A 23,012-nucleotide genomic window follows, 5' to 3' on the forward strand; every position below is an offset into this window, starting at 1 on the left:
GGGGCGTCCAGCGCTGTCGAAGCCTACTTCTTCCCGAACAGGTTCCCGAAGAAGTCGCCCTTGTTCCAGCTGGGACGGGCCGGCATGTCGGCCAGTTCGCGGGCGATCTGGTAGTTGACCAGGGCGAAGCGGGCCCCGGCCTGGTAGTTGATCGGCTGGTTCAGGTCGTCGTTGGGCTTGTGGTAGTGGGTGGCCAGGAAGTCCTTGAAGCCCTTCTCGCCGCCGTTCTTGAAGCCGGTCATCAGGAACACCGACGGCACGCCCTGCTCGACGAAGCGGTAGTGGTCCGAGCGGGTGAACAGGCCTTCTTCCGGCAGCGGGTCGGCCGACAGGCCGATGCCGACGCGGCCGGCGGCGCGGGCCACGGCCGGACCGATCGACGAGCGGTCGGCGCCGAAGGCGATCACGTCCTGGAAGTCGTACAGCAGGATCGGCATGTCCAGATTGACGTCGGCGGCGATGCCGGCCTTGGCCACGGTCGGGTTGTTGGCGAAATAGTCCGAGCCGATCAGACCCTTCTCCTCGGCCGTGACCGCCAGCAGCACGATCGAGCGCTTGGGCTTGGTCTTGGCTTCCTTGAAGCCGCGCGCCACCTCCAGCATCGTGGCGACGCCCGAGGCGTTGTCGAGCGCGCCGTTGTTGATCTTGTCGGCGTCCTTGCCGTGGATGCCCAGGTGGTCGAGGTGGGCGCTGAGGATGATCGTCTGGGCCTTCAGCTTCGGGTCCGAGCCCTCGATCAGGCCGACCACGTTGCTGCTCCGGCGCTGTTCGATCTCGGTCTTCAGCTGGATGGTGACGTTGGTGGGCAGGTCGAAGCCCTTGACCAGGCCTTCCGGCGTCTCGGCCGCGGCCAGCACGCTGTCCAGGCTGACCGGCGCGCCCGCGAACAGCTTGGCGCCGCCCTTCAGGCTGAGGGTGGCCAGGCCCGGCGCGCCGGCGCCGCGCACATTGGCCACGCCCTGGGCGTCGTTCCAGGTCATCCGCCATTCTTGATAGTTGCCGACTCCGCGCGCGAAGGGCCGGGTCTTCTCGCTGGCGGTGGTCGGCAGGGTCAGGACGCCGATCGCGCCGTGCTTGGCCGCCTCGACCCGCTTGGTGTTGACGTTGCTGTAGTGGGCGCGGATCTCGGTCTGCAGGCCGGTGGGGGCGCCGTTCAGGATCACGACGATCTTGCCCTTCACGTCCAGGCCCGCGTAGTCGTCACGGCCGCGTTCGGGGGCCACGATGCCGTAACCGACGAAGACCAGCGGGGCGGTGATCGAAGTCTCGGCCTGGCGGGCCTGGGCCGAGGGCAGGTAGTCCTCGCCAAAGATCAGGGCGCCCGACTTGCCGTCGGCGCCGGTGTAGGACACGCCGCCCTCGTTGGCCGAACGGAACGCCGTCAGCGGCACTTGCTGCAGGTAGGAGCCGTTGTCGCCCGCCGGCTTGACGCCCATCACCGCATATTGCGAGGCCACGTAGTTGGCGGCGATGTCGTAGCCGCGCGTGCCCGACTCGCGGCCTTCCAACAGGTCGTCGGCCAGGAAGCTCATATGCGCCTTGATGGCGGCGGCCGACGGGGTGAAGGCGGACGCGGCGGCCTTGGTCGCGGCGGGCTTAGCCTTGGCGGCGGGGGCGGCGAGGGCGGGCTGGACGGTCAGCAGCAGGGCGACGCCTGCGAGGGCGACGCGACGGGAGAACGGCATCAAGGCAGGCTCCAATTACGGGTCTAGCCCGCGAAGGCGCGAACCTTGGCCAGACGAGGGCGGCTTGTCGAGGTTTCGGAACCTGAACCTTTTGTAATCTTCGCCGAAAAACCGCGTCGAAAGAACGCGTTATCTCGAACGGGTCCCCCGTTTACCCTCTTTGATCAACCGCGCTTAAGGGTTCGGGACGAGATTGGCGGCGACCTCGGAGGAAGACGCCATGCAGATCGCCGCCGACCGTTTCAGCGCCGCCGTCCAGCGTCCCGCCGCCTCCGGCGCGGCCCAGGCCCAGAACGCCGCGACGGCCGACCTCACACAGCTGGCCGTGGCCCAGACCAACGTCAAGATGCAGGCCGCCGCCGGCGCCGCCCTCGGCCAGGCCACCGGCGAACTGACCGGCACGCTCGTCAACATCAGCGTCTAGACGCCCCCCGAACATCCCGAGCGAACAGCCGCGGAAGCAAGCGCCGGCTTTGGGCGCCGGAACTTTCGTTAATTAACCGTGTAACTTCACCTTTTTTGGTGAACACCGATTAACCGATGCATCCGACATTGGCCCGGCAACCAGGGAGAAGGTCGTGCAGGTCCTCAACACCGCCGCCGCGGGCATGTTCGCCGCCGCCGATCGACTCAGCGCCAGCGCTCAACGCACCGCCGCCTGGGGCCTGGAGCAGAGCCAGGCCGAACAGAAGATCGACCTGGCCCACGAGGCCGTCGAGCAGGTCTCGGCCAAGACCGATTTCACAGCCAACGCCGCGGTCGCCAAGACCGCCGACGAGATGACGGGCGCCCTTCTGGACATGAAGGTCTAGGTTACCGGGTAACACCGGAAGGTGTTACCGGGTAACACCGGAAGGCCCCGCCTCGAGCCGGTCCGAGCCCATCCCGCATTCCCCCCTGCGCGGGCTCGGGCCCGCCGCCCTCCGGTTTCGCCGGGGGGCGGCACCCGTTATCGAGCGCCTTTGGTCGGCTTCCAGCCGGCCGCCTTGGCCTTGGCCTCGCCGGCCGGGTCCAGCGGCGGGCCGACGATCATCGCGTCGACAGCGGCCGGGCCGGCCCCGGCCGGTCCAACGGCTTTCACCCGCCAGGCGTCCGGGTCCCTGCAGGCGACGCCCGCCAAGGGCGTGCGGCCCGAGGCCTGGAAGGCGCGGCAATAGGCGCCCGACGCGGTCCTGAACGACAGGCTGATGCGCACGGGTCCCGCGCTGGGGCCCGAGGCCTGGGTGTTCAGCGCCTTGGCCAGCGGCCCGGCGGCCACCGGGGCCGGATCGTCCGCCCCGCTCAGGGTCGCGGGCGGCGGCGCGGCCAGGCGGCCGATCACCAGGCCGGCGACCAGGCAGGCGGCCAGGCCGACCCAGGCGGGAATGCCCTGGCCCGTCGCGTCGGCCGGCCTGGGCGGCTTGGGTTCGCGCGGTTTGGCTTTCTCCTTGGCCTTGGCCTTTGCCTTGGACTGGGGGCCGGGGAAGGCGATCACCTCGGCCGGCTTGGGCGCGGAGGGCGGCCTGGCGGCGGTCGCGCCCAGGGCCTCGGGCGGCGCCGCGCGCGCGACCCCGGCATGGGCGCTCGACAGCAGACGGCGCAGCGCGCGCTGGGTCTCGACCCGAAGGGCCAGCTGCGGATCGGTCGTCATGGCGGCCTCGATCCGGGCCATGGCCTCGGGCGACAGCTCGCCGTCGACAAAGGCGAAGACCTCTTCGTCGGGGATGGTCATGGCGGGTCTCCTTGGTCGATCAACGCAGTCTGCAACCAGATGCGGCCGCGGGCCAGACGGCCGGTCAGGACACGGTCAGCCTAGACTTATCTCACACGGCCCGCGATGCGGCCATTCCGGCGCCTGGCGTGCGGGAAACCCTGAGCGGCCACGGTTTCGGCCAGATCCCGCCCGGATCCCGACACCGGCGGCCGGAAAAATCGCGAGGGTCGGGAAGGAAAGGCGCGGTTTGAGCGTTGAACCGGACGGAAGGCGGCCGGAGCGTCGCCCCAAAGACCTGGAAAACACGCCTATAGGAGATATCCCATGCGTAAGTTCTCAATCCTGGCGACCGCCGCCGTGGCGGTTCTGGCGGCCGCTCCGATGGCTCAGGCCCAGATCCTGGGCGGTTCGGCCGGCGGCGGTGTGGGCGGTGGTCTTGGCGGCGGCTTGGGCGGCGGCTTGGGCGGCGCGACCGGTCAGCTGGGCGGCGCGCTGAACGGCTCCGGCCAGATCGGCGCCGACACTGGCGGCCTGACCTCGCAGCTTGGCCAGAGCGTCGAGCGCACCCGTCAGCGGGCCAGCGACGGCGTCCAAACCACCGAGGACGCCGCGGCCCGCACGACCGGCCGCGTCCGTTCGACCACGGCCAACACCGCCCACCGGAGCCGCGCCGCCGTCGGCTCGGCCGTCGACACCGCGGGCTCGACGACGGCGGGCGTCTCGGGCTCGGCCAACGCGGCCGGCGGGCTGTCCGCCGACGGCGTCTCCGGCTCGCTGAACGGCTCGAGCTCGAGCAGCGCCTCGACCGATCGCGGCGCGACCGGCGCCAACGGTTCGGTGGGCGTGTCGGGCTCGGCCGCCCGCAGCGGCGCCGGCGCCTCGGCCACCGGCGGGGCCTCGGCCGACCTCAAGGTCGGCAACTAGGCTCGACCGCCCAAAACGAAAAACGCCCGCCCCGGTTCTCCCGGGGCGGGCGTTTGACGTTGGAGCCTGTCGGACCGCTTACGAGTCCAGGAACGAGCGCAGCTTGCGCGACCGCGAGGGGTGCTTGAGCTTGCGCAGGGCCTTGGCCTCGATCTGGCGGATGCGTTCGCGGGTGACCGAGAACTGCTGACCGACCTCTTCCAGCGTGTGGTCGGTGTTCATGCCGATGCCGAAGCGCATGCGCAGAACACGTTCCTCCCGCGGGGTCAGCGAGGCCAGCACGCGGGTGGTGGTTTCCCGCAGGTTGGACTGGATGGCCGCGTCGATCGGCAGGATGGCGTTCTTGTCCTCGATGAAGTCGCCCAGGTGGCTGTCTTCCTCGTCCCCGATCGGGGTTTCGAGCGAGATGGGCTCTTTGGCGATCTTCAGGACCTTGCGCACCTTTTCCAGCGGCATGGCCAGCTTTTCGGCCAGCTCTTCCGGGGTCGGCTCGCGGCCGATCTCGTGCAGCATCTGGCGGCTGGTGCGGACGATCTTGTTGATCGTCTCGATCATGTGCACCGGGATGCGGATGGTCCGCGCCTGGTCGGCGATCGAGCGGGTGATCGCCTGACGGATCCACCAGGTGGCGTAGGTCGAGAACTTGTAGCCGCGGCGATATTCGAACTTATCGACGGCCTTCATCAGGCCGATGTTGCCTTCCTGGATCAGGTCCAGGAACTGCAGGCCGCGGTTGGTGTACTTCTTGGCGATCGAGATCACGAGACGGAGGTTGGCTTCCACCATCTCCTTCTTGGCCTGACGGGCCTCGCGCTCGCCCTTCTGCACGGTCTGGACGATGCGGCGATAGTCGTCGATCGGCACGCCGGTCTCGGTGGCCAGGGCGGCGATCTCCTGGCGGATGTCGCTGACCGAGTTGGTGTCGTTCTCGACGAACTTGGTCCAGCGCACGCCCATCGCCTTGACCTGGTCGACCCAGTTCGGGTTCAGCTCGGAACCGAAATAGGCCTTCAGGAACTCGCTGCGGCTGATGCCGTAGCTGTCGGCCAGGCGCAGCAGGCGGCCTTCCAGGCCGATCAGGCGCTTGTTGATCGCATAGAGCTGCTCGACCAGGGCCTCGATGCGGTTGTTGTTCAGCTTCAGCGTCTTCAGGTGCTGGATGATCGTGCTCGACAGGCCCTCATAGGCCTTGCGGTCGGCGTCGCTCAGATCCGCGCCCTTCAGGCGGCTGCCGACCAGCTTGTCCTGCAGCTTGCGGAAGGTCTCGAACTCGCTGGCGATCGCGTCGAGGATGGCCATCACGCCTTCGCGCAGCTCGCCTTCCATGGCGCTGACCGTCGGGCCGGCGCCGTCGTCGAAGTCGTCGTCGTCCTCGCCTTCGCCCTCGGCCTTGGCCTCGCCGCCGGCTTCCTCGTCGACCGGCTCGGCCGGCTCTTCCTCGGCGGCGGGCGCGGCGGCCACGCCGTTGATCGCGGCGTAGGTGCCTTCCAGATCGATCACTTCGCGCAGCAGGATGCGGCCGGTGCCCAGCTCCTCGCGCCAGACCATGATCGCCTCGAAGGTCAGGGCGCTTTCGCACAGACCGCGGATCATGGTGTCGCGGCCGGCCTCGATGCGCTTGGCGATGGCGATTTCGCCCTCGCGCGACAGCAGCTCCACCGAACCCATCTCGCGCAGATACATGCGCACCGGGTCGTCCGTGCGGTCGTAGGCCGCCGGCTTCTCGCTGGTGATGACCTGCTGGTTGTCCTCGCGGGCGACGACTTCGCCGCCTTCCGAGCCTTCGGCGTCTTCTTCGGCCTCGACCACGTTGACGCCCATCTCGCTCAGCATGGCGAGGGTGTCTTCAATGGCCTCGGAGGTCACTTCTTCCGACGGCAGGACCTTGTTCAGCTCGTCCATCGTGACATAGCCGCGGGCCTTGGCCTGCTTGATGAACTTCTTGACGCCGGCATCGGTCAGGTCGAGCAGGGGACCGTCGCCGCCGGTGGCTTCAGGCGCTTCCGTTTCGGCCGAGGAATTGGTGCTCATTCAGGTCTCCGAAACGACGCGGCGCCGAAACGCGGCGCGCGTCGAGAAATGTGTACGTGATGGGTCGCTCGCGCATCGCGCCCTGTCGTCCGTGCAAGCTTCCAATGAACCGCTGAAAATATTCTCAAGAAACGCCTGAGACACGCGAAAGAACCATAGGCTAACGCTCCGCGAGCCAGGCTCTTTGCGGAGGCGTTGTGTTCGCGCGCGATCAGCGTCGGCCCTTGAGGGGTTTCGGCAGCCACTGGGACCTGGCGGCGGCGAGGGTGACATCCTGTTTCAAGGAGGGCGCGCGCATGAAAATGGCGGCCCGAGCGATGTCAATCAGCAGCGTGGCAAATCCTTGAGTCGCCAGATGGCGTTGCATGACGCCGGAGTCAAGATGGGTAGTGTTGAGTATCGTTCTATTTCAGCGCGTCCCAACCCGTCGCCCCCACGCCCCCGTCATCCTCGGACTTGTTCCGAGGACCCCGAGGTCAGCCGAGCTTTCGGTTAAGGTTTGGCCGCGAGCGCACCGCTCCACGGATCACCCTTCTTCGCGGTTGAAGCAGGGGTCCTCGGAACAAGTCCGAGGATGACGGGCGTGGGGGCTAGGTGATCTTGACGGTTGTCTCCGCCGCCTCCCAGAACTCCAGCCCGCTGATCTGGCGCTCCAGCACGCCGATCCGGGTGCGCAGGTCGCGCGTGGCGGCCAGGGTTCCAGCGGTGACGGCCTCGTGGCGCAGGGACTGGAGGGCGCGTTCGCTGTCGGCGATCTCGACCAGGGCCTCGTAGCAGGCGGCCCACAGGGCGCGGGCCCGGTGGGCGTCGGTCTTCGGGTCGAGGAACGGCGCGTTGATCCCCGAGGCCACGCGTTCGGCCTCGGCCAGCTGAGGACCCAGGCCCTTGCGCGTCAGGATGTCGCGGAACGGGACGTCGTCGCTGATCTCGTCGGCCAGGGCCTCGAACAGCTCGACCGCCAGCGGGGTCAGGCGCGGATCGCCGAAGCCGATGCGCTCGATCGCCTCGTCATAGGGCCGGGCCCAGGCCGGATGGCGCAAGGCGGCCACGGCCACGGCGGCATGGAACGGATTGAGCCGCGTGGCGATCTCGGCCCGGGCCACGCCCCGGATGCCCGGATCGGGCGGACCGCGGTCGCGACCGCCCTTCCACTGGCCGCGCGGGACGAAGGGCCGGCCGCCGCCGTCGCCGAACCCGCTGGAGCCCCCGCCGCCGAAGGCGGGCTTGGGAAACAGCGCGTCCAGCTTGGCGTAGAGGTCGTCGCGATAGGCGGCGGCCAGGTCCTTGTCGGCGATCGTCGCCGCCGCCGCGCGCAGGCGCTGCTTGAGGCCGGCCTTGCGCTCGGGGGTGTCCAGCGGCTCCAGGTCGCGCTCGCGGGCGAACAACGCCTCGACGAACGGCGTGGTCTGGGTCAGCTGGCTCTTCAGCGCCGCCGCCCCCTGCTCGCGCAATACGTCGTCGGGGTCCTTGCCGCCGGTCACGATCGAGAACTTGAACGAGCGGCCGGGCTTCAGCAGCGGCAGCGCGCGGTCGATGGCCCGGGCGGCGGCGCGCTGGCCGGCCTTGTCGCCGTCGAAGCTGAGGGTGGGCTCGGGATGCAGGCGCCACAGCACCTCCATCTGCTCCTCGGTCATGGCCGTGCCCATCGGCGCCACGGCCGGCAGGCCCGCCCGCTGGCAGGCGATGACGTCCATATAGCCCTCGACCACCAGCATCGGCGTCTGCTCGGTCGGCGCGGCGGCCTGGGCGGCGTGCAGCAGCTTGCGGGCTTCGTAGAGTCCGTACAGCAGCCGGCCCTTGTGGAAGAGCGTGGTCTCCGGCCCGTTCAGGTACTTGGCCCGGGCGGCGGGATCCATGGCCCGGCCGCCGAACGAGACCACCCGGCCCCGGGTGTCGGTGATCGGGAAGATGATCCGGTCGCGGAACCGGTCATAGGGCGCGCCGCCGTCCTCGGGCGCGATCAGCAGGCCCGCGTCGACCAGCTCGGCCGGCTTGGCGCCCTTGGCGATCAGATAGTCCTTCAGGGCCGTGCGGCCGTTCGGCGCGAAACCGATGCGGAAGCGGCTCCACTGGTCCTCGGGCAGGGCGCGGCGGGCCAGGTAGTCGCGGGCGGCCTGGCCGACCGGGCGGCGCAGCTCGCTTTCGAACCAGGCGGCGGCGGTCTCCATCCAGTCGGTCAGGGTGGAGCGCTTCTTGTCTTCCTGCGCCGCGCGGGCGTCGGGCTCTGGCAGGGACATGCCCGCCTCGGCCGCCAGCCGCTCGACCGCCTCGGTGAAGGTCAGCCGCTCGGTCTCCTGCAGGTAGGAGATGATGTCGCCGTGCTTGCCGCTGGAGAAGCAGTGGTAGAAGCCCTTGTCGTCATTGACGAAGAACGACGGGCTCTTTTCCTTGGTGAACGGCGACAGCCCGGCATATTCGCGCCCCTGCCGCCGCAGCTTCACCGACTTTCCGATCACGTCGGAAGGGCGAAGACGGGTCTTCAGTTCGTCGAGGAAATGGTCGTCGAAACGCATGGCGGGCGGCTAGGGGCTCTCAGGCGGCGCACCATGCAGACCCATCGGGCTTGAGCCCAGACCCCCTTGCGGAGGCGTTAACGGGTTTCCGATGTTGTCCACAGATGCGGAGATGGCGAGGACCCGCCGCCTCCGCAACGATCATCCGCCGATTCCCTTTGATCCGCTCATCCCGGCGAATGCCGGGATGAGCGGATCAAAGGGAACAGCTCAAACCGGAGCCAGAAACCGCATCCGCACCTTGGGCCACAGCATGTTGACCGCCAGGCCGGTCAGCACCAGCGCCGCGGCCAGCAGCTTCCACAGCGGCAGGCTCTCGTGCAGCAGGATCGCCGAGGCGCCCATGCCGAACACCGGCACCAGCAGGGCCATGGGCGTGACCGTGGCGGCCGGGTGCCTGGCCAGCAGCCAGCCCCAGGCGGCGTAGCCGAACATGGTGTTGCCCACCGCCTGCCAGGCCACCGCGCCCCAGGTCAGGGCGTCGGCGTGGGTCACCCCCGCCACCATGGCCGGCCAGCCCTCCAGCCACAGCGACATCAGAAACAGCGGCGGGATCGAGAACAGGCTGGCCCAGACCACATAGGCCAGCATGTTCACCGTGCCGGCTTGGCGCGCCACGATATTGCCGCCGGCCCAGCTGGCGGCGGCGCCCAGGATCAGGGCCACGCCCAGGGGCGTCGCCGCGCCGCCGCCGTGCGCGGCGATCAGCACGATGCCAGAGGCCGCCAGCAGCAGGGCGACGATCTGGAACGGCTGCACGCGCTCGCCGCTGATCTTCATGGCCATGCCGATGGTGAAGAACACCTGGGTCTGCACGACCAGCGAGGCCAGGCCCGGCGAGATGTGGCCCTTCATGGCCACGAACAGCAGGCCGAACTGCCCCGCCCCGATCAGCACGCCATAGGCCGCCAGGTTCTTCCACGACACCGCCGGCCGCTTGACCAAGAACGCCATCGGCAGCAGCACCAGGGTGAAGCGCAGCGTCGCGAACAGCAGCGGCGGCAGGTGGTCCAGCGCCACGCGGATGACCACGAAATTGGTCCCCCACACAGCCACCACGGCCAGGGCGAGCAGGAAGTGGCGCAGCGGCAGGGGGCTGTCGGTCATGGGCGGGTCCGATCGGACTGGACTGATCGCCCGGATTTGGAGTTTCAAGCTCGACGCCGCAACGAAAACATTGTCTCCGGTGACAATGAACGCGGCGAGGTCGCGGGCTAAGGCGGGGACACACACTCGCGGCAAGACCTAGCAGATCCTGGCTGGGCCTTGGGAGCGAGTGTGTGTCCCCCTCGTCGTCTACTTCGCCAGGTCCGCCGGCGTCGTCGGCTGCGAGATCACCGCCTCCATCCGCGTCCAGCGGGCGTCCTGCGACGGGCCGGCCCGTTCGACATAGGCGCGGACCATGTCCTGGCCGAGGTTGTAGTTGATCACGTAGCTCCGGTAGGTCTCGATGAAGCTCAGCGACTTCTCGGCCTTGGCGCGCGAGGTGAGGGCGTACTTGGCCAGGGCGGCGACGGCGGCCTCCTTGTCCATCTTTCCCGACAGATAGAGGTCGGCGACGGTGTTCTGGACGCTGGCCAGGTCGGCCTTCGCGTCGATCAGGGCGTCGTAGGTCTGGGCGGTGGCCGGATCCAGCCCGGCCAGCGGATAGAGCACCTTGCGCTCGAAGGCGACCTTCTCCTCGCCGGGGAAGGCCAGCTTGGCCCCGTAGTTGGCCGAGCCCTCGGCGATCAGCGACTGCGGGGAAAACAGCGGATAGACGCTGAACTCGACCCAGCCCTTGGCCTTGGTCAGCTTGTCTTCCAGCAGGGCGTTGAGCACGTGGTGGCCGGGATAGCCCTCGTGGCAGCCCAGGTCGACCGCGCGGTCGATCTGGGTGGGCAGGTCGGTGTTGACCTCGATCAGGCTGTGGGCGTCGCCCTTGTACCAGTTGTAGCCGCCCCACGGCTTCTTGGTGACGAAGGCTAGGTCGAAGCGCTCGTTGGCGGGCAGGGCGATGTGGGCCTGGGTCCGCGCCTTGCACTCGGCGATCGCCGCCTTCATCACCGGCTCCAGCTGGTCGGTCGGGACCGTATAGCGGGCCTGGAAGGCGGCGACGCGGCCCGCCAGGTCGCCTTCGCCGGGCAACAGCTTGTCGATCCTGGCCAGGACGGGGTCGTAGGCGCTCAGCGGCTTGATCGGCGGGCGCACGCCGAACAGGCCCTCGGCCTCGTCCTGGAAGCTGAACTTCACGCCCGCCAGCATGGCCAGGCGGGTCTGGGCGGCCTTGACCTGTCCGGCCAGGAAGGCCCGGCGGCGGACTTCGTCGGGGCTCAGGGCCGCGCCGTCGACGGTCTTCAGGGCTCCGGCCAGCCGGTCGGCCTCGGCGCGCAGGGCGGGAACCTCGCGCGGCTTGGCCTTGGCGGCGGCCGCCCAGTCGGCGGGGCCGTAATAGGCGTCGACATAGCCCGGCTCGCGCTCGCCGGCCTCCAGCGTCAGGCGCACGAAGTCCCGGGCGATGACGTCCAGCTTGGCGCCCTCGGATGGCGCGGCCAGGGCCGGAGCGGCGAGCAGAGCGAAGACGGCGGCCGTTGCGGCGAGGCGGAGGAGCATGGGGGGCGTCTCTGGCGAGGAAGACGGGCAAGCTGCCTGCCGGCGGCGGCTGGAGCAAGAGCTCTCCTCCTCAACCGCCGTCATCCCGGGCCTTGTGCCCGGCACGACGATTGAAAAAGGAACTACCCCCGCGCCGCCACCGCCAGGCCCGGGAAGTCGCTGAACAGGCCGTCGACGCCGGCGGCGTACAGGGCCTTGAACACCGCGGCGACCTCGCCCGGCTGGGCCAGGTAGTCGGCGGCGGCCGCGTCGCCGCGGCGTAAGCTGGACGGCAGGAAATAGTTCTCGGCCCGCACCGTCCAGGGGTGGACGACCAGGCCGGCGGCGTGGGCGTCGTTCACCAGCGCGGTGGCCGGCAGCAGGGCGTCGGCGTCCTGCGGGATGATCTGGATCTTCTCCGGCCCCAGGCCGTCGGCGTAGAGCGCGACCTCCTTCAGGCCCGAGGGGCTGACCAGCTGGGAATAGGTCACGTTCGGCAGGTCGGCCGGCCCGCCCTCGCCGGCGGTCAGCAGCACCAGCCGCGCCTTGGTCCTGGCGCGAATGGTCTTCAGCGGCGTGACCTCGAAGCACTGGACGAAGACCGGGGCGGTCGCCGAGTCCAGGTCGTTCTTCTTGAGCAGGGTGACCAGGCGATCCTCGACCGGCAGGCCGATGCCGGCGAAATAGGAAGGGTGCTTCATCTCGGGATAGACCCCGATCGTCCGGCCGGTGCGCCGGCTCCCGGCCCTGGCGATGGCCACCACCTCGTCGAAGGTCAGCAACTGGGCCTGGCCGTCGTATTTCGTGTTGCCGGGCCGCAGCCGCGGCAGCCGTTCGCGGGCCCGCAGGGTCTTGATGTCGGCCAGGGTGAAGTCCTCGGTGAACCAGCCGGTGACCTGTTGGCCGTCGATGGTCTTGGTCGCCTTGCGGTCGGCGAACTCGGAGCGGCCGGCGACGTCGGTCGTGCCGCCGATCTCGTTCTCGTGGCGGGCGATCAGGTGGCCGTCCTTGGTCGGGACCAGGTCGGGCTCGATGAAGTCGCAGCCCTGGTCGATGGCCAGGTCGTAGGCCGGCTGGGTGTGCTCCGGCCGCAGGCCCGAGGCGCCCCGGTGGGCGATGACGATCGGCTTGCGCGGCTTCGCGGCGGCGAAGCTGGCGCCGGACGTCAGGGTTCCCGCCAGGGCGGCGGTGGTGAGGGCGCGTCGGGTCAGCAGGGTCATGGCGGCCATCTAGCGCGCCGATGTGACGGTTTGACCAGCCCGACGGCCGTCCAGCCCTCGATCCTGATCGCCGCCTAATCCTTGCCCGAACGGTTCAGGATGGCGAGCAGGCCCTGCGACTTCTGCGGCAGGTCGGAGGCCAGGCGCGAGCACATCTCGCGCACGCCGACCGCATAGGCGTCGCCGCCCTCGGCGATCTCCTGGGCCCGGCGGGCCAGGTCTTCCAGGTCGCGGGCCATGGCCTCGATCTGCTCGCGGGCCAGCAGCCGCGCTTCGCGTTGCAGGCGCCGCACGCGCTGGGTGGTGGTCTCCGGGCCCCGGCTGAGATTGTAGACTTCGACCGGCTCGGCGTGGTCGGGAACGACGGTCAAGAGCGGACCATTCATGGCGTCTTCACTCCTCGGGCGGCGTCCAAACGCGGCGCCGGCCCTCGTGAATACAAGGCGGGTCCAAGCCCTGCCGTTCCCCCGGTTCGCGCCGGTTCGTGCGATCGGCCGGGTTAAGTGTCCTGCATGCCACAGCTTCGCCCGGACGGGGATTCCGGCGCCCTTTTTCGCGCCTATCGACCGGTCGACTTGCCCGTATTCTGGGCCCCGTCCCGACCCGCTTTCCGGCCGTCCGTCCGCCCCGGCGCGCCCTCGGGATCGCCCCCCGGCTCACAGGGGCCCTGATAGGTGCTGACCGCCTTCACACGCAGGGTCTGGCGTCGTCCGAAGGCCGAGACGACCAGTTCCAGGTCGGTGTCGGCGGTGGTGACGAAGTCGCCCCGGACCTGGCCGGTCAGGACATAGGTGATGTGCTTCTTCTCGCAGGCGAGGTCGAGCTGGAAGCCGTCGGCCGTGCGGGTCATCTGGGGATTGCCGCAGGGCGAGACCTTGCGGGCCGCCTCGGCGCCGGGGTCGTAGCCCTCGGCCACGCACTTGAGCGAGTCCTCGGGGCCGGACGGGGTCTGGGTCACGGTCTTCCACAGGCCCGGCTTGAGGGTCGTGGGGCCGCCCGCCGCCGGGGCCGCGTCCTGGCTGGCCGACGCCGTCGGCCCGTCGGCCCGGTCGTCGGTCCGCGAACAGGCGGCCAAACCCAGCAGGACGGGGCCCAGCAACAGGATCGGAACCAGGAGGCGATGGCTCGGAAGCAGGTGACGCATGCCTAAATCCTAGCGCGCTCTGCGGCTGGCGGAAGGGCCCCATGCCCTCTCGCGCCGCGCTGGAGCGAGCCGCCGACGGCGCCGCTCAAGAGCTGAACGCGCGATCAGCCAGGATAGACCGCCATGGCCGGCGCGTGGCTCGCGGCGGGGGCCGGAGCGGAAGCCGGAGCCTGGCGCTGGAACTTCAGGCTGCGGCCCTGGAACTGGGCGCCGCTCTCCATGGCCAGCTGCTCGTGGGTGATGTCGCCGTCGACCACGGCCGTCCCATAAAGACGCACCTGCTTGGCCGAGACCGAGCCGGTGACCTTGCCGTGGATCTCGATAACCTGGGCGTACAGCGAGCCCTCGACCCGGGCGTTGGGGCCCAGGACCAGCTTGCCCACGCGGATGTCGCCCTGGACCACGCAGTCCAGATGCACCTCGCCGTCGCCCATCACCTCGCCCTTGATGGCCACGCCCTGGGCGACCATCGAGGCCGGCCGGGGGCGCGGCGGCGCGGCGGCCGGGGCCGGGGCGAGCTCGACCGGCTCGGCCCGCGTCGGCGCGTTCTGGGCCAGCGGCGTGAAGGCCGGGGCGGGGGCGGTGTCTTTCTTCTTGGCGAACATGGCGACGGCCTTGTCTCGAAATGGAGCGTTGTGGATCAAGCTGAGCAAGAGCGGCGCCGTGGCGGGGCCCTCCCCCACGGGGGACGACCTATTCCCGCCGACTCGCCCCATGCTCCCCGCAGATCGGAGCCCCCATGGCCGAAACCCTCGAACAGCTGATCGACCGCCTGCGCGCCGTGGAGGCCCAGATCGAGGCCGCCTTCGCCGCCCGGGCCGCGCGCCACGCCCACGAGCACGAGGTCCACACCGACCCCGCCGGCCAGCCCTGCTTCAAGGCCGACGCCCTGCGCCGCCAGAAGGCCCACCGCAAGGGTCTGGGCCTGGCGCGGACCCCGTGGCCGACCCTGCTGACCATGCCGCTGATCTACGGCATGGCCCTGCCGCTGTTCATCCTCGACCTCAGCGTCAGCCTCTACCAGCTGGGCTGCTTCACCGCCTGGGGCATCGTGCGGGTCAAGCGCTCGGAATACGTGGTCATCGACCGCCACCGGCTGGGCTATCTGAACCTGGTGCAGAAGCTCAACTGCGTGTTCTGCGGCTACGGCAACGGCGTCATCGCCTACGCCCGCGAGGTCACCGCCCGCACCGAGCAGTACTGGTGCCCGATCAAGCACGCCCTGAAGGTCAAGGGCAGCCACGAGCGCTATCGCGACTTCCAGGCCTATGGCGACGCCGAGGGCTATGTGGCGAGCTCGGCGGCGTATCGCGAGCGGCTGAAGCGGGGGGAGTAGGGACGAAGTCCCGTTCCTCCCCCTTCATGGGGGAGGTGTCGGCGAAGCCGACGGAGGGGGCTCGAGCCCCCTACAGCTTCACCCGGAAATGGAACGCGCCGACGGCCAGGCCCTCGCGGAAATAGAACCGGTGGGCCTCCTGGCGGACCACGCTGGAGATCAGCTCCAGAAAGCCGCAGCCCTCGCGCCGGGCCTCGGCCTTCAGCCAGTCCAGCAGCGCCTTGCCGTGGCCCCGGGACCGGACCCGCTCGTCGGCCACCAGGTCGTCGACGCTGAGGAACCGGCCGCAATGCAGCATGTCCGCCACCCGATACCCCGCCACGGCCCGCGCCACGCCGTCCTCGGCGACATAGGCCAGCCGGAACCCGTCGCTGGCCATCAGCTGGCGGATGCGGGCGACATAGGCGTCGCGGGTCAGGTGCGGCCGCAGCTGGGCCATCACCTCGAAGGTGGCCAGGATCTCGGCGTCGGTCTGGGCGAGGGTGATGGTCATGGGGTGAAGCTAGCGATTCTCCCTTCCCCTTTGAACCACCCCTCCACCGTCATCCCGGGCCTTGTGCCCGGGACCCCTGGTTCAGCCCGCACGTGAAGCGCCTTGGCGCGCCGGCGCGCCACTCCCCCGCACCTGCGGCGGATAGAGGGGTCCCGGGCACAAGGCCCGGGATGACGGGGGTTAGGGAGTGGCCGCCCGCCCCCCTCACGCCGCCGAGGCGCGGTCCTGGGCGCGCAGGGCCGCCGCCGTGGTCTGGACCAGGGCGGCCAGGCGGTGGCGCAGCGGGCCGGGCGGCAGGTCCAGCCAGGCCTCGGCCATCGCCAGCCCGCCGGGCGCGCCCAGCATCCGCGCCGTCAGCGACCGGCCCTCGTCGGCCGCGCGGCCCGTCCCGTCCTGGGAGCCGGCGGCGCCGACCGTCTCCGGCAGGCCGTCGAAGAAGAACGCCACCGGGACCTCCAGCGCCCGGGCGATGGCGTGCAGGGCCGAGGCGCTGATCCGGTTGGTCCCGGTCTCGTACTTCTGCACCTGCTGGAAGGTCAGCCCGATCCGTTCGGCCAGGGCCTGCTGGCTCAGCCCCCGCAGCTTGCGCCGCCATCGCACGGCGCGGCCGACATGGACGTCGACGGGGTGAGGGCCGGGCCGCGCTTCGGGAGTGGAGTAGGGCATCGGCGCCTCGATGAACGTTCCCAACGCCCCGATGGAAACATAATCTGTAGGATATAGCCAGTGGTTTAATAGACTACATCGCATTCGTCTGGCCGCATGGATGGACGATCGCTGGTAGCTTGGAATTTGCGACGCTTGCGCGTGGCGCGCGGCCTGTCGCAAGAGCGGCTCGCCTTGGAATCCGGCGTCGATCGCGCCTATGTCAGCGGCCTGGAGCGGGCCTGCGAAAACCCTACCGTCGATGTCCTGGACCGTTTGGGCGCCATACTACAGGCGCCCCTCAGCGCGCTCTTCGTGGAGCCCGAGGACGGCGCCCAGCCGCCGCCGTCGCTGAAAGCCGGTCGCAAGGCCGGGTAAGGTTCCTTCATTCCTTGCGGGAGAAGCGGCGGCCTCGCAAATCAGCCGGCGTATGGCGTCCCCTTCAGGCGGCGGCGCGCCGTACTGAGCTCGGCATCGTCAAAAAGATCCTGCCATTGCGGCTTGAGAACCACGGCTTCGACGCTCAGGTCGAGGCGCTGTTCCAGGGCAAGGCGTGAGAAGCCGTCAGAAGGCGGGGAGGCCAGGAGGTGTTTGGCGGCGCCGACGCCCCCATAGTCGGATATCAATTGAAGTAGGTAGCCGGGATGGTACCCAAATTTGGCACACTGCGGATAGATCGCACGCATTTCGGTTTCGAACTGTTTGGACAGGTCGCCCATCGCTTAATCCCCCACCTTTGGTGAGCGTACTGCATCCCTTCTCTCCGCAGAAGGGAGCCAGCCTTTCATCTCACGGCGAGACGGTCGCCGGTCTGGACAGGTCACTCAAGGACGGCGCTCCGCGCCGCCGCGTCGCGGCTGGCCGCAGGCCAGTCCTTGACTGACCTGTCCAGACCGGCACGCTGCTGCCTCCAAGAGATGTAAGGCGGGGCAGGGCGCGAGACGCCCGCCCTTCGAGGGGGCTGAATGGTTCGGATCGGAAGCGGGGCGCTGCTGGCCCTGGCGTTGGCGGGCTGCGCGCCGAGGCCGGAGTCCACGCCATTGACCAGCGACCCGGTCCCGGTGGTGTGGACCGCCCTGCGCCAGGCCGACGCCAGGAAGCTCCTGGTCGAGGCCGGCGCCCGGATCGAGGCCGAGGAACAGACCGCCGAGCACGGCTGGCTGATTACCGCCGAGGTCCCCGACGCTTTGCCCGTCACCTGGAAGGGCATGCAGTGCAAGGGCGATGGGCCCGACCGCGCCTGCACCGAATACGAGATCGATGTCGCGTTGAAGACCGCCAGTCCGCAGGCCGCCCAGGCCCTTGCCGCCTCGCGCGACGTCCTGTTCCCGGCCGACGCCGCCGTCGGCGACGAGTACGTCGTCTGGCGCATGGGCTTCACCTATGGCGGCGTCACGCGGGCCTATCTGAAGAACACGCTGGCGGTGACGATCGACATGGGCTTCGCGGCGGCGAAGGAGATCGGGGAGGTGCGGAAGGCGTGAGGTGCGGCCCGTTTCTGAAAGGTAGGAGAGTTTGAATTGGTGTGAGTTTTGAGGTCGGAAAATGGTCAAACTGAACTTAGTCTAGTTTGAAAAATTGTCATTTGCCTCAAGCGGTTGCTCAAATAGAGCGGCTCTTCTCTGCGCGGTCGCGAGAATTTCCGATTGATGGTGTGCCGCGAGAAGGCTTTGAGGCAATGGGGGGTTAACGGGGCAGCGCCACCTAAATCGGAGGTCGGCTTCGGCTCGGACAACGTCGCGATCACCCTTTGCTTGGACGTGAATCAACACCCGATCCGCTCCGATATCCAAAGCTTTGCTCTCGATACCCCGTAGCCGTTGCTCAGCAATAGACGATGCAATGCAATGAGCGGGTTTTAGGTAGAGAAGATTGGAGCTTGAGGCATACGCCCAAAGTCCGTGGACATCGGTCCCAAGATAGGTCGGAGTAGCTAATTCCAATGGGACGTCCAGAAAATGATAGGAACGCTGTTGGCCTCGGACCAGCACAATATTCGCCATGCCGAACTCCATTCGATCGGCCTATGCGTCGACAGAGAATCCTGTCTTCGGAGCCCGCAGTCATAAAATACCATAGACGAGATGACATACAACGGGGGCCATTGGGGGCGAATGCCCCCTACCTACCGCCCCACCCACCTCTCCGCCGCCACGTCACTGTCATCCGGCCGCGTGTTGAACGCGATCCGCGCGCCCGGCGCGTGGCGGTGCACGGCGTTCAGGACCGTCTCGAACAGCGGCAGGCTGGGCGGAGGGTTGCGGATGCCGGCGCCGATGACGACCACGGCGTAGTCGCGGCCGGTCAGCTGGGCGACGGTGGCGGCCTCGGCGGCGGCCAGGTCGGAGAGGACCTCCAGCTGGTCGACCGCGAAGCCCTGGGCCTCCAGCCTGGCCTGGCTGGCGTCCAGGCCGGCGCGGACCTTTTCGGCGGTCATGCCGGGGATGATGCCGGGGGCGTTGAAGTCGACGGTGTCCGGGTTCTGGCCGAGGATCAGGATGCGGGCGGCGGTCATGGCGTGGGGCTCCCCTGAGTGGTGGGCGGGAGCTTGAGCGCGGCGGGGCGGTTGGGCAACCGGGGTTTTGGAGCGCTCGATGCGCGTTCACCACCCTATCGACCGTCATCCCGGGCCTTGTGCCCGGGACCCCTGGTTCAACCCGCAAGTGAAGTGCATTGGCGCGCTGGCGCGCCACCCCTCCGCACCTGCGGCGGACAAAGGGGTCCCGGGCACAAGGCCCGGGAATGACGGTCGAAAAGGGAGGGAGAACGCGTCTACAGCCGCGACTTCCTGAACGCCTCGGCCTGTTCGGCCCGCAGCTCCTGGCGGACCCGCTTGGGCATGGCCTTGTCCACCGCCTCGCCCGGGGCGGTCAGGGCCTCGTTGGCGAACTCCAGGTCCAGCAGCTTCATGCGCTTGATCTCGTCGCGCAGCCGGGCGGCGGTCTCGAACTCCAGGTTGGCGGCGGCCTCGCGCATCTTGGTTTCGAGGTCCTTGAGGGCGGCCTTGAAGTTGTCGCCGCTGAACGGCTTGGCGTCCTTGCCCTCGCCGATCCCGCCGATCGGCACCAGCACCCGGTCGCCGCGCTCGTAGGGGCTGTTGAGGATGTCCTTGATGTCGCGCTTGACGCTCTCGGGCGTGATGCCGTGTTCCAGATTGTAGGCGTGCTGCTTCTCGCGGCGGCGGGCGGTCTCGTCCATGGCCCGCTCCATGCTGCCGGTGATCCGGTCGGCATAGAGGATGACCTTGCCGTCGATGTTGCGCGCCGCGCGGCCGATGGTCTGGATCAGGGAGGTCTCCGAGCGCAGGAAGCCTTCCTTGTCGGCGTCGAGGATGGCGACCAGGCCGCATTCGGGGATGTCCAGGCCCTCGCGCAGCAGGTTGATGCCGACCAGCACGTCGAACATGCCCAGGCGCAGGTCGCGGATGATCTCGATCCGCTCCATGGTGTCGACGTCGCTGTGCATGTAGCGCACGGCGATGCCCTGTTCGTTCAGGTATTCGGTCAGGTCCTCGGCCATCTTCTTGGTCAGGACGGTGACCAGGGTGCGGTAGCCCTTGGCCTTGGTCTGGCGGATCTCGTCGACCACGTCGTCGACCTGGCTGGCGCCGTCCTTGGAGACCGGGCGGACCTCGACCGGCGGGTCGATCAGGCCGGTGGGGCGGATCACCTGCTCGGCGAACACGCCGCCGGCCCGCTCCAGCTCCCACTTGGCCGGGGTGGCGCTGACGTGCACCGACTGCGGGCGCATGGCGTCCCACTCCTCGAACTTGAGGGGTCTGTTATCCAAGGCGGATGGTAGGCGGAAGCCGTACTCGGCCAGGGTCCATTTGCGGTTGCGGTCGCCCTTGTACATGGCGCCGATCTGCGGAACCGTCTGGTGGCTCTCGTCGGTGAACAGCAGGGCGTTGTCGGGGATGTATTCGAAGAAGGTCGGCGGCGGCTCGCCCGGCCGGCGGCCCGACAGGTAGCGGCTGTAGTTCTCGATGCCGGCGCAGGAGCCGGTGGTCTCGATCATCTCCAGGTCGAAGGTGGTGCGCTGCTCCAGGCGCTGGGCCTCCAGCAGCTTGCCGTTGGCGGTCAGCCATTCCAGGCGCTCCTTGAGCTCGGCGCGGATGCTGATGATCGCCTGGCGCAGGGTGGGGCGCGGGGTGACGTGGTGGCTGTTGGCGTAGACCTTGATGGCCTCCAGGTCGCCGGTCTTCTTGCCGGTCAGCGGGTCGAACTCGCTGATGCTCTCGACCTCGTCGCCGAACAGGCTGACGCGCCAGGCGCGGTCCTCGTAGTGGGCGGGGAAGATCTCGATGGTGTCGCCGCGGCGGCGGAACGTGCCGCGCTCGAAGGCGGCGTCGTTGCGGCGGTACTGCTGGGCGACCAGGTCGGCCATCATCTGCTTCTCGTTGATGGTCTGGCCGACCTCCAGGGTGAAGGTCATGGCCGTGTAGGTCTCGACCGAGCCGATGCCGTAGATGCAGCTGACCGAGGCCACGACGATCACGTCGTCGCGCTCCAGGATCGCCCGCGTCGCCGAGTGGCGCATGCGGTCGATCTGCTCGTTTATGGAGCTGTCCTTCTCGATGTAGGTGTCGGTCCGGGGCACGTAGGCCTCGGGCTGGTAGTAGTCGTAATAGCTGACGAAATACTCGACCGCGTTGTCGGGGAAGAAGCTCTTCATCTCGCTGTAGAGCTGGGCGGCCAGGGTCTTGTTCGGGGCCAGGATCAGGGCCGGACGCTGGGTGGCCTCGATGACCTTGGCCATGGTGAAGGTCTTGCCCGAGCCGGTGACGCCCAGCAGCACCTGGTCGTTCTCCTTGCCCTCCAGGCCGGCGACGAGCTCGGCGATGGCGGTCGGCTGGTCGCCGGCCGGCTCGTAGTCGCTGACCAGCTTGAACTTGCGGCCGCCTTCCGACTTCTCCGGCCGCGCCGGGCGGTGGGGCTGCCACAGGGCCGGGGTCGGCGCGCCCAGCTCGGCGTCCAGCGTCGTGTCATGGATGAACTTCGCGGAGACGTCGGACACGCCGCCGGCTGCGGTCTCGGGGGATCGGGCCATGGGCAGAAAGTAGGTCCGCGCGGCCGGGAAGGCTAGGGGGCCTGCTGACAGCCGATGTCAGCAGACTGGCGGCAGGTGGCGGCAGCGTCCATTCCATGGTTAAGGTTGTTCAGGTTGGTCGGGCAGCCGCGGGGGTGGCCATGAGCATGAAGCGTAAACAGGGCCGCGCGGCCTGGGGCCTGGCCGTGCTGGGCCTGCTGGGCGCGGGTTCGGCCGGGGCCCAGACCCCGGACATGCGGCTGCTGCGCGACCCGGTCTATGGCGAGCTGCGCGACGCGCTGGGCGCGACGCTGGCGGTCGCCACGCCCGCCGCGAAATGCCCCAGGCCCCTGCTGCTGCCGGACGGGGCCTGCCTGGACCGGGTGGTCGCCGGGATGAAGGCGCGAGGCGCGAGCGTCGACCGCGTGCTGACCGCGCCGGGCGCCGCGGGCGGGGCGGGGGCGGTGATCTCCGGCCCGCTCGGCCAGGCCTACCGCCTGTACGACGTGTCCCTGGCCGGCGGCGGGCCGGTGGTCACGCCGGTGACCCTGCCCAGTTCCTCGGTGCGGGTGCCGCGCGTCTGTTACGCGATCGGTCGCGGCGTCGACTATCGGCTCGACATGCGCGACGGGCAGCTGGCGGCGCGGGAGGTCCAGACGGTGACCTGCGGCGGTCCGGTCCCGCCGATCGGCTACGGCGGTCCGCGCCGGCCGCCGATCGGGGCGGGCGAGCCGGGCGAGCGCTGGCCGGCCACCGCGACGGTGGAGGTCCTGGGCGCGCCCCGGCAGCTGGCCGCGCCGCGGCCGGACTGCCCGCCCGACGCGGCCCTGCGCGACGGCGCCTGTTTCGCGGCCGGGATCGCCGTGCTGACCGCCGCGCCCAATCTCAAGGAATTGGACGTGATCGGCGCCAAGCGGCCGGTCGCGCCGGGCGCGGTGCTGATCGCCAAGGAGACCGAGCAGTACGTGCTCAAACGCAAGGGTAAAGGCGGCTTCAAGGCCGACAAGCGCTGGTTCGACAAGTCCAGCCTCTCGGCCCCGCCCGGCTGCGGCCTGACCAGCCCGATCGACTTCGAGGTCGAGCCCGGCGACCGGGTCCACGAGCGGGCCCTGGCCGGCTGCGGGGCGCCCGGCGCGCCCGCGCCGGTCGCGATCTACGAGGCCTATGGCGCGCTGCTGCCCGTGGTCATGGGCAACCGCCCCGGCTGCGCCGAGAAGGGCGAGCAGCTGCTGGGCAACGCCTGCTTCACCGACGTGATCGGCTGGATGCGGGCCCGCAAGATCCCCAGGACCGAGGCCCTGGTGCTTGAGCGGCCGTACGGCCCGGGCGCGCGGGTGTATGGCGGCGGCCCGATCGACTTCTCGTACGCCGACGTCTGGGTCCAGGCCGACGGGACCTACAAGGCCGACCGCAAGCACGGATATTCAGCGCAGATCCGCGCCGGCGGCTGCGCCAACGTCACCGACGACGGCCCCGAGGCCGGCGGCGTGATGCTGGTCCGTCGCGACGGCGGGGTGATGGCCCAGGCCTATCAGTGGGTGGCCTGCCCGGTGCGGTAGGGGGGCATCAGGGCGTATCGATATTCAAGCTTGGTGCCTGGTCCTCGTCCTTCGACAAGCTCAGGATGAGGACCATGTGCAGGCAGCGGCGGTCGAAAACCTCATCCTGAGCTTGTCGCCAAAGCAACTTGGGGGGACGAGGTTTTCGCTTCCGAAGCGGCGCGCCTCAG

General features: G+C 69.2%; 22 protein-coding genes. 7 read left to right on the plus strand and 15 right to left on the minus strand.

From position 1 onward, the window contains the following. Positions 1-23: 23 nt before the first annotated feature. Complete coding sequence (locus tag ASD38_RS04445; protein WP_056457904.1) at positions 24-1,685, minus strand: M20/M25/M40 family metallo-hydrolase; 1,662 nt, start codon at positions 1,683-1,685, stop codon at positions 24-26. A gap of 220 nt (positions 1,686-1,905) precedes the next feature. Between ASD38_RS04445 and ASD38_RS04450 the strand changes: the two genes are divergently transcribed. Next, positions 1,906-2,109 (plus strand): hypothetical protein, encoded by a 204-nt coding sequence (locus ASD38_RS04450; RefSeq protein ID WP_056436257.1) that lies wholly within the window; start codon positions 1,906-1,908, stop codon positions 2,107-2,109. A gap of 154 nt (positions 2,110-2,263) precedes the next feature. Continuing rightward, the gene (locus tag ASD38_RS04455; protein WP_156390551.1) at positions 2,264-2,497 is read left to right on the plus strand and encodes a flagellar basal body rod C-terminal domain-containing protein; all 234 of its coding nucleotides are present in this window, start codon (positions 2,264-2,266) and stop codon (positions 2,495-2,497) included. Between the two features lie 137 nt (positions 2,498-2,634). On the opposite strand, the gene ASD38_RS04460 is transcribed toward ASD38_RS04455, so the two are convergent. After that, positions 2,635-3,396, minus strand: coding sequence for an anti-sigma factor family protein (locus ASD38_RS04460; RefSeq protein ID WP_056435353.1), 762 nt, complete (start codon positions 3,394-3,396; stop codon positions 2,635-2,637). A gap of 306 nt (positions 3,397-3,702) precedes the next feature. Between ASD38_RS04460 and ASD38_RS23725 the strand changes: the two genes are divergently transcribed. After that, the gene (locus ASD38_RS23725) at positions 3,703-4,302 is read left to right on the plus strand and encodes a hypothetical protein (RefSeq protein WP_056457907.1); all 600 of its coding nucleotides are present in this window, start codon (positions 3,703-3,705) and stop codon (positions 4,300-4,302) included. Between the two features lie 78 nt (positions 4,303-4,380). On the opposite strand, the gene rpoD is transcribed toward ASD38_RS23725, so the two are convergent. From rpoD to ASD38_RS04505, 8 genes are all read right to left on the minus strand, one after another. Further along, the gene (gene rpoD, locus ASD38_RS04470; protein WP_056435347.1) at positions 4,381-6,333 is read right to left on the minus strand and encodes an RNA polymerase sigma factor RpoD; all 1,953 of its coding nucleotides are present in this window, start codon (positions 6,331-6,333) and stop codon (positions 4,381-4,383) included. A 590-nt stretch (positions 6,334-6,923) separates the two neighbouring features. Next, positions 6,924-8,846 carry a DNA primase gene (gene dnaG, locus ASD38_RS04475; protein WP_056457910.1) on the minus strand — a complete coding sequence of 641 codons (1,923 nt, stop codon included), beginning with the start codon at positions 8,844-8,846 and terminating at the stop codon, positions 6,924-6,926. A 210-nt stretch (positions 8,847-9,056) separates the two neighbouring features. Next, the gene (locus ASD38_RS04480; protein WP_056435341.1) at positions 9,057-9,953 is read right to left on the minus strand and encodes an EamA family transporter; all 897 of its coding nucleotides are present in this window, start codon (positions 9,951-9,953) and stop codon (positions 9,057-9,059) included. Positions 9,954-10,142: 189 nt separating this feature from the next. Continuing rightward, positions 10,143-11,438 (minus strand): hypothetical protein, encoded by a 1,296-nt coding sequence (locus ASD38_RS04485; protein ID WP_056457913.1) that lies wholly within the window; start codon positions 11,436-11,438, stop codon positions 10,143-10,145. 122 nt (positions 11,439-11,560) lie between these two features. Next, positions 11,561-12,646 carry a glycerophosphodiester phosphodiesterase gene (locus ASD38_RS04490; RefSeq protein ID WP_082560658.1) on the minus strand — a complete coding sequence of 362 codons (1,086 nt, stop codon included), beginning with the start codon at positions 12,644-12,646 and terminating at the stop codon, positions 11,561-11,563. A gap of 65 nt (positions 12,647-12,711) precedes the next feature. Beyond that, a complete protein-coding gene (locus tag ASD38_RS04495) occupies positions 12,712-13,023 on the minus strand; it encodes a hypothetical protein (protein ID WP_056457916.1) in 312 nt (103 codons plus the stop codon). A gap of 173 nt (positions 13,024-13,196) precedes the next feature. Continuing rightward, positions 13,197-13,781 (minus strand): hypothetical protein, encoded by a 585-nt coding sequence (locus ASD38_RS04500; RefSeq protein ID WP_056457919.1) that lies wholly within the window; start codon positions 13,779-13,781, stop codon positions 13,197-13,199. Between the two features lie 104 nt (positions 13,782-13,885). Next, the gene (locus ASD38_RS04505; protein WP_056457922.1) at positions 13,886-14,386 is read right to left on the minus strand and encodes a bactofilin family protein; all 501 of its coding nucleotides are present in this window, start codon (positions 14,384-14,386) and stop codon (positions 13,886-13,888) included. Between the two features lie 134 nt (positions 14,387-14,520). Here ASD38_RS04505 and ASD38_RS04510 point away from each other — a divergent pair, with 134 nt between their 5' ends. Further along, positions 14,521-15,117 carry a hypothetical protein gene (locus ASD38_RS04510; protein ID WP_056457925.1) on the plus strand — a complete coding sequence of 199 codons (597 nt, stop codon included), beginning with the start codon at positions 14,521-14,523 and terminating at the stop codon, positions 15,115-15,117. A 70-nt stretch (positions 15,118-15,187) separates the two neighbouring features. On the opposite strand, the gene ASD38_RS04515 is transcribed toward ASD38_RS04510, so the two are convergent. Further along, a complete protein-coding gene (locus tag ASD38_RS04515; protein ID WP_056457928.1) occupies positions 15,188-15,610 on the minus strand; it encodes a GNAT family N-acetyltransferase in 423 nt (140 codons plus the stop codon). 204 nt (positions 15,611-15,814) lie between these two features. Continuing rightward, complete coding sequence (locus ASD38_RS04520) at positions 15,815-16,276, minus strand: helix-turn-helix domain-containing protein (RefSeq protein WP_056457931.1); 462 nt, start codon at positions 16,274-16,276, stop codon at positions 15,815-15,817. A 126-nt stretch (positions 16,277-16,402) separates the two neighbouring features. Between ASD38_RS04520 and ASD38_RS04525 the strand changes: the two genes are divergently transcribed. Next, entirely contained in the window at positions 16,403-16,633 is a 231-nt protein-coding gene (locus ASD38_RS04525) for a helix-turn-helix domain-containing protein (RefSeq protein ID WP_235523753.1), read from the plus strand. Between the two features lie 41 nt (positions 16,634-16,674). Here ASD38_RS04525 and ASD38_RS04530 read toward each other — a convergent pair whose 3' ends face one another. Further along, a complete protein-coding gene (locus ASD38_RS04530; protein WP_056457938.1) occupies positions 16,675-16,974 on the minus strand; it encodes a hypothetical protein in 300 nt (99 codons plus the stop codon). A gap of 246 nt (positions 16,975-17,220) precedes the next feature. Between ASD38_RS04530 and ASD38_RS04535 the strand changes: the two genes are divergently transcribed. After that, positions 17,221-17,739, plus strand: coding sequence for a hypothetical protein (locus ASD38_RS04535; RefSeq protein ID WP_056457940.1), 519 nt, complete (start codon positions 17,221-17,223; stop codon positions 17,737-17,739). 641 nt (positions 17,740-18,380) lie between these two features. Here ASD38_RS04535 and ASD38_RS04540 read toward each other — a convergent pair. Together ASD38_RS04540 and uvrB are read right to left on the minus strand one after the other, a co-directional pair. Further along, positions 18,381-18,770: a hypothetical protein gene (locus ASD38_RS04540; RefSeq protein ID WP_056457942.1), complete on the minus strand. Its 390-nt coding sequence runs from the start codon at positions 18,768-18,770 to the stop codon at positions 18,381-18,383. Between the two features lie 257 nt (positions 18,771-19,027). Further along, positions 19,028-21,304 carry an excinuclease ABC subunit UvrB gene (gene uvrB / locus ASD38_RS04545; RefSeq protein WP_056457945.1) on the minus strand — a complete coding sequence of 759 codons (2,277 nt, stop codon included), beginning with the start codon at positions 21,302-21,304 and terminating at the stop codon, positions 19,028-19,030. A 146-nt stretch (positions 21,305-21,450) separates the two neighbouring features. Here uvrB and ASD38_RS04550 point away from each other — a divergent pair, with 146 nt between their 5' ends. Next, entirely contained in the window at positions 21,451-22,842 is a 1,392-nt protein-coding gene (locus ASD38_RS04550) for a hypothetical protein (RefSeq protein ID WP_235523754.1), read from the plus strand. Positions 22,843-23,012: the final 170 nt, after the last annotated feature.

It is taken from the genome of Caulobacter sp. Root487D2Y (genome assembly GCF_001427165.1).
GTDB lineage: Bacteria > Pseudomonadota > Alphaproteobacteria > Caulobacterales > Caulobacteraceae > Caulobacter.